Origin of the sequence: Pseudomonas mosselii, from assembly GCF_003205295.1 — a bacterium.
GTDB lineage: Bacteria > Pseudomonadota > Gammaproteobacteria > Pseudomonadales > Pseudomonadaceae > Aquipseudomonas > Aquipseudomonas mosselii_B.
On record NZ_QJRP01000068.1, the window covers coordinates 1 to 5,863 of the forward strand.

Annotated in this window: 5 protein-coding genes; 1 reads left to right on the forward strand and 4 read right to left on the reverse strand. The window is 66.6% G+C overall.

Annotation, left to right across the window (positions count from 1 at the left end; genetic code table 11):
• Window positions 1-2,151, reverse strand: a 2,151-nt coding sequence (locus DMX06_RS25890; RefSeq protein ID WP_110739971.1) for a DNA internalization-related competence protein ComEC/Rec2, incomplete at its 3' end; no start/stop codon positions are given.
• Window positions 2,152-2,295: 144 nt separating this feature from the next.
• Here DMX06_RS25890 and DMX06_RS25895 point away from each other — a divergent pair.
• Window positions 2,296-2,937: a DUF2062 domain-containing protein gene (locus tag DMX06_RS25895; protein WP_146232246.1), complete on the forward strand. Its 642-nt coding sequence runs from the start codon at window positions 2,296-2,298 to the stop codon at window positions 2,935-2,937.
• Here the strand turns inward: DMX06_RS25895 and DMX06_RS25900 are convergent.
• From DMX06_RS25900 to DMX06_RS25910, 3 genes are all read right to left on the reverse strand, one after another.
• A complete protein-coding gene (locus DMX06_RS25900) occupies window positions 2,821-3,600 on the reverse strand; it encodes an ABC transporter permease (protein WP_028690974.1) in 780 nt (259 codons plus the stop codon). The two genes, DMX06_RS25895 and DMX06_RS25900, sit on opposite strands and share 117 nt — an antisense overlap.
• Window positions 3,597-4,529 carry an ABC transporter ATP-binding protein gene (locus DMX06_RS25905; protein ID WP_028690973.1) on the reverse strand — a complete coding sequence of 311 codons (933 nt, stop codon included), beginning with the start codon at window positions 4,527-4,529 and terminating at the stop codon, window positions 3,597-3,599. Before DMX06_RS25905 ends, DMX06_RS25900 begins: the two co-directional genes overlap by 4 nt.
• Before the next feature lie 132 nt (window positions 4,530-4,661).
• Complete coding sequence (locus tag DMX06_RS25910) at window positions 4,662-5,285, reverse strand: glutathione S-transferase (protein WP_110739970.1); 624 nt, start codon at window positions 5,283-5,285, stop codon at window positions 4,662-4,664.
• Window positions 5,286-5,863 lie beyond the last annotated feature (578 nt).

Consider the following 5,863-nt stretch of genomic DNA (forward strand, 5'->3'; position numbering starts at 1 on the left):
CCCCAGCACCAACCGCAACGCCCCCTCCACCGCCGTGTCATGCACCACCACCCCATGCCGCCGATAGCGCTCGATCACCTGCCCATGGGGATGCCCGAAGCCATTGTGTCGCCCCCGGGAAATCAGCACCCCACGCGGCGCCGTGGCCTGGACGAACGGCTCGCTGGACGACGTGCGGCTGCCATGGTGCGGCGCCTGCAACCAGTCCACCCGAGGATCATCGGTCGCGGCCAGCCACGCACGCTCCGCCCCGGCCTCCATGTCCCCGGCCAGCAGCAGGCGCTCCCCATTGGCCTGCACCCGCAACACACAGGAGCGCTCGTTGCTGGTAGCCCCCTGCGGCCAATGCCAGAGCTCGAAATCGACGCCATCCCACTGCCAGCGCTCGCCACTGCGGCACAGCGACGCCGCCTCCAGCCCGTCGACCTCGCCGGCCAGCACCCGCGCCACCGGCACCCCACGCCGCACGGCCGCCGCGCCACCGGCATGGTCGGCATGGCCATGGCTGATCAGCATCACATCCAGCGCCTTCACCCCTAGCTTGCGCAAGGCCGGCAGCACCACCGTCTCGCCCAGGTCACTGCCGCCCCGGGCCGGGCCTGCGTCATACAGCAGCGCGTGATTGCGGGTACGCAGCAGCACCGCCAGGCCCTGCCCCACATCCAACTGCCAGACCTCCACTTGCCCCGGCGGCACCTGTTCGCGCGGTGCCCACAGCGCCAGCAACAGGACCGCCCCCGGTGCCCGCAACGGCACGCCTCGGGGCAGCAGCACCAAGAAGGCACCCAGGCACACCAGCAGCCAGGCCCACAAGGGCAGTGGTTCGGGTATCCAGGCCGGCTGCAGCCCTGCCAATCGCGTCAGCACGGCAAACAAGCCGTCCAACGACAGGCCCGCCAGCCACAGCATCCCCTCCCCCAGCCCAGGCACCGGCAACAGGGCCGTGCCCAGCAACGCCGGCGGCAGCACGCCCAGGCTGAGCCACGGCACGGCCAGCAGATTGGCCAGCGGCGCACTGAGGCTGACGGGTAGCCCCAAGGCCAGCAGCACCGGCAGCAAGCCCACGGCAATCACCCACTGGGCGCGAGTCCAGGCCTGCCAGGGCCGCCAGGCGCCCAGCCGGGCGGCGAAGCACAACACCAGCACCGCCACGGCAGCGAACGACAGCCAGAACCCCGGCAACAGGCTGGCCAGCGGCTCGACCAGCAGCACGCCCGACAGCGCCATCAGCAACGGCACCCAGGCGCCCAGATGGCGAAAGCGCAAGCGCCAGAGCAGCACCACCGCCAGCATCAGGCACGCCCGCTGCACCGGCACGCCGAAACCCGCCAGCCAGCCGTATCCCAGCGCCGCCGTCATCGCCAGGCCACAGGCCCAGGGCAGCCACGGCAGCCGCCGGGGCCAGGCTCCCAGACGCGCCAACCCTGCCACCAGTCCATAGACCAGCCCGGCCAACAAGCCGATGTGCTGCCCGGAAATCACCAGCAGGTGCACCGTGCCGGTGGCCTGCAGCACCTGCCAATCCTCCCGCGCCAGGCCTGCCCCATCGCCGAGCACCAGGGCGGCCAACGCTGCCTCCCGGCCATGAGCATTGGTGGCCAGCAAACGCTGGCGCAGGCCATCGCGCCAACTGCTGGCCTCCTCGCCCTGGCGCGTACCGGCCTTGACCGTGCCGGTGGCACCGACCCGCCGCGCCAACAGCGTGGCCTCCTGATCGGGGCCATGGGGGTTGAGCAGGCCCTGCGGCCGACGCAGATTGACCGCCAGCCGCCAGTGCTCCCCCGCCCGCAGCGGCGGCCCGTCGAACCAGCTCAATTGCATCCGCTGCGGCAATCGGGCCCTGCGCGACTGCGGCTGCTCCAACTCGAAACGCACGCCGCGCTCGGTGCGGGTCGGCAGGCCCACCACCCGTCCCTCCAGCCACAGCGTACGGCCGTCCAGCGCGGCCGGCAGGCGGTCGTCCAGGGCCTGCTGCGCCGACCAGCAGGCCCAGCACACACCCAGCACCCACCAGCCCAGCGGCCAGGCCCGCGAACGCAGGCAGGCCAGGGCCAGCAACAGCAATGGAATCAGCCATCCGACCGGTGGCAGGGCAGGTAAAAAGCGCAGGCTCAACAGCCCGAGCACCAGCGCCAGCATCCCTGTGCGCATGAGATAGAGCTCCAGAAGCGAAAACGGCCCCTGAGGCTTAGCCGATTGGCGGGAAAAACCTGCTAATCAATTGTCACAAACTCTGAACGAGGCTGCGCTTCAATCAAGGCATACTGACGCCCTTCAACCCCGCCGGGAGCCCACATGCCGCGCCGTCTGTTCAAACGCTACATGCCGGACCCGACCAGCATCCGCGAACACAAGTCGTTACGCTTTTTCGGCAAGCTGCTGCACGACCCCAACCTGTGGCACCTCAATCGCCATTCGGTGGCGCGGGCCATGGGCGTCGGCCTGTTCGCGGCGTTGATCCCCATCCCCATGCAGATGCTGCTGGCCGCCGCGCTGGCAATCCCGGTGCGCGGCAACCTGCCGATCGCGGTGAGCCTGGTATGGCTGACCAACCCGCTGACCATGCCGCCGGTGTTCTTCGTCACCTACATGACCGGCGCCTGGCTGATGCAGGTGCCGCCGCGCACGCTGCCCGACGAGATCACCGTCGACTGGGTCACCGACCAGCTGGCGACGATCTGGCAACCGTTCCTGCTGGGCTCGGTGGTGTGCGGGGTGGTGCTCGGCGTGCTCGCCTACTTCACCACCATGGGCTACTGGCGCTGGTGGGTGGGCCGGCAGTGGCGCCAGCGCCAGTGCCGCTGTGCCCTCACCCGCAGCTCAGGCACGCATGCCGCGGCCGCTGACCAGCAGGCGCACGCACAGCAGGTAGAGCAGCGCGGTGGCCACCAGCATGAAGCTGATCGCCGTGCCGATGCTGATATCCGACACCCCTAGGATGCCGTAGCGGAACGAGTTGACCATGTGCAGCACGGGGTTGGCCAACGACACGGTCTGCCAGAACGGCGGCAGCAGGTTGATCGAATAGAACACCCCACCCAGGTAGGTCAGCGGCGTCAGCACGAAGGTCGGGATGATCGAGATGTCGTCGAAGTTGCGGGCGAACACCGCGTTGACGAAGCCCAGCAGCGAGAAGATGGTCGCGGTCAGCAGCACCACGACGATGGTCACGCCCAGGTGATGCACCTGCAGATGGGTGAAGAACAGCGACAGGATGGTCACGATCACCCCCACCGCCAGCCCGCGCAGCACGCCGCCCAGCACATAGCCGACGAGGATGGTGTGCGGCGACACCGGCGACACCATCAGTTCCTCGATTGAGCGCTGGAACTTGCTGCCGAAGAAGCTCGACACCACGTTGCCGTAGGAGTTGGTGATCACCGACATCATGATCAGCCCCGGCACGATGTACTCCATGTAGGTGAAGCCGCCCATGTCGCCGATCTGCCGGCCGATCAGGTTACCGAAGATCACGAAGTACAGGACCATGGTGATCGCCGGCGGCAGCAGGGTCTGCGGCCAGATGCGCAAGAAGCGCCGCACTTCGCGGTAGACGATGGTGTTCAGGGCGACCCAGTTGGTGCGCAGCTCCACACTCATACGGCCACCTTCGACAGGTTCTTTTCCACCAGGGACACGAACAGCTCCTCGAGTCGGTTGGTCTTGTTGCGCAGGCTCTGCACCTCGATGTTCTTCAGTGCCAGCTGGCCGAACAGCGCGGTGATGCCGATGTCCTTGTCCACCTGCACCTCCAGGGTGTGCGGGGTGATCAGCCGGCACGGGTAGCCCTGCAGCTCAGGCGCGGCGGGCAGGTCGTGCTTGAGGTCGAGGACGAAGGTCTCGACATGCAGCTTGCCCAGCAGCTGGCGCATGCTGGTGTTCTCGACGATGGTGCCGTGGTCGATGATGCCGATGTTGCGGCACAGCTGCTCGGCCTCTTCGAGGTAGTGGGTGGTGAGGATGATGGTGATGCCCTTCTGGTTGAGCTCGGTGAGGAAGCTCCACATCGAACGGCGCAGCTCGATGTCCACTCCCGCGGTCGGCTCGTCGAGGATCAACAGGCGCGGCTCGTGGATCAGCGCCCGGGCGATCATCAGCCGGCGCTTCATGCCGCCGGACAGCGAACGCGACGGCACGTCGCGCTTGTCCCACAGGCCGAGCTGCGTCAGGTACTGCTCGGCACGCTCCTTGGCCACCTTGGGCGGGATGCCGTAATAGCCGGCCTGGGTGACGACGATGTCGAAGGTCTTCTCGAACTGGTTGAAGTTGAACTCCTGGGGCACCACGCCCAGGCAGCGCTTGAGCGCCGCAGGCTCGCGGTCCAGGTCGTGGCCGAACACGTTGACCGTGCCGCTGGTCTTGTTCACCAGGGTCGAGAGAATGCCGATGGTGGTGGACTTGCCGGCGCCGTTGGGGCCGAGCAAGGCGAAGAAGTCGCCTTCGGAAACGTCCAGGTCGATGCCCTTGAGGGCCTGGAAACCGTTGCCGTAGGTCTTGGTCAGCTGTCGAATGGACAGGGCGGAACTCATAGCGGGTCGGGTACCGAGAAAAGGGTTCGGGACACGCCAGGCAAAGTCACTGGCGCAGTGAGTGCGGCCATGGTGCAAGGGCTGGCCGCACAAGTACAGTCACATCTATTGATAATGACTATCGAAGTGGCGTCACGTCAGGGCGGTCATCACCGCTGCCTGGTAGGCCGGGCGCTGCTTGAGGCGCGCGTACCAGGCTTCGAGGTGGTGCATGGCCGGGCGTTCGATGGGCATTTCGAACCAGGCGTAGATGAAGCTGCCCAGGGGGATGTCGCCCATGCCGATCTGCTCGCCGGAGAGGTACGGCTGCCTGGCCAGGGTCTCGTCGGCGATGGCCAGCAGTTGCGCGCACTGCTTGTGCGCGGCGTTGATCGCCACCCAGTCGCGCTGGTCCTCGGGGGTGCGCAGCAGGCCCCAGAACAGCGGGCGGAAGGGGCCGGCGAAGGACGAGGTGGTCCAGTCCATCCACTTGTCGGCCAGGGCGCGCTGGCGCGGGTCGTCGAGGTACCAGCCTTGTTCTGCGCCGTACTCGGCGCACAGGTAGCGCACGATGGTGTTGGACTCCCACAGCACCAGGTCGGCGTCTTCGAGCATGGGCACCAGGCCGTTGGGGTTGAGCGCCCGGTAATGCGGTTCGTTGACCACGCCGAAGGCGCCGCCGGCATCGATGGACTCGAAGTCCAGGCCCAGCTCGTGGGCGATCCACAACGCCTTGCGCACATTGCTCGAATTCTTGCGGCCCCAGATCTTCAGCATGGCAACGTCCTTAATGAATGCGGGAGGGGGGTCAGTCTACTCCAAGCGGTGGGCGGTGCCAGTGAAAGCGGGGGGCCGCTTTGCGGCCCTTTCGCGACGCAAGGCCGCTCCCACAGGGACGTGCCATGGCAGAACTAGTACATATCCTGTGGGAGCGGCCTTGTGTCGCGAAAGGGCTGCGCAGCAGCCCCGGCGATCTCAAAGACTGTCAGATCTTTCCGAACCTGAAACCAAATGCTTCAGCCAGCAAAGCTTGGGAACTATCCTACGCGCTTGCCGGAAGCCGCCGCGTTGTCGGGGAAATACCCCGGGGATAACTTCATCGGGTCGCCCAATTGGGTGACCGGGCGTGAGAAACCCGATTTCCACAACGGTAACGCGCCTCCGTCATGGTGGCCGTGTACGGGCAGACCTCGGTCTGGCCGGGTTTACCTTGTGGCCCGGATTTCTCACCTCGTACATGGCTGCCACCTTGATCTCGTGAGAAAGGATGCGGGTGGTGGTTACTCGTAACCACAAGGAAGCTCGACCATGAAAAAAATCGTCCCCGACCCACCCCGTCTCTCCCACTTCCTCAC

What these genes read in the sequence shown, in the direction of transcription:
- DMX06_RS25895 (WP_146232246.1), top strand. Translation starts at nt 2,296, where the DNA reads ATGCCGCGCCGTCTGTTCAAACGCTACATGCCGGACCCGACCAGCATC.
- DMX06_RS25900 (WP_028690974.1), bottom strand. Translation starts at nt 3,600, where the DNA reads ATGAGTGTGGAGCTGCGCACCAACTGGGTCGCCCTGAACACCATCGTC.
- DMX06_RS25905 (WP_028690973.1), bottom strand. Translation starts at nt 4,529, where the DNA reads ATGAGTTCCGCCCTGTCCATTCGACAGCTGACCAAGACCTACGGCAAC.
- DMX06_RS25910 (WP_110739970.1), bottom strand. Translation starts at nt 5,285, where the DNA reads ATGCTGAAGATCTGGGGCCGCAAGAATTCGAGCAATGTGCGCAAGGCG.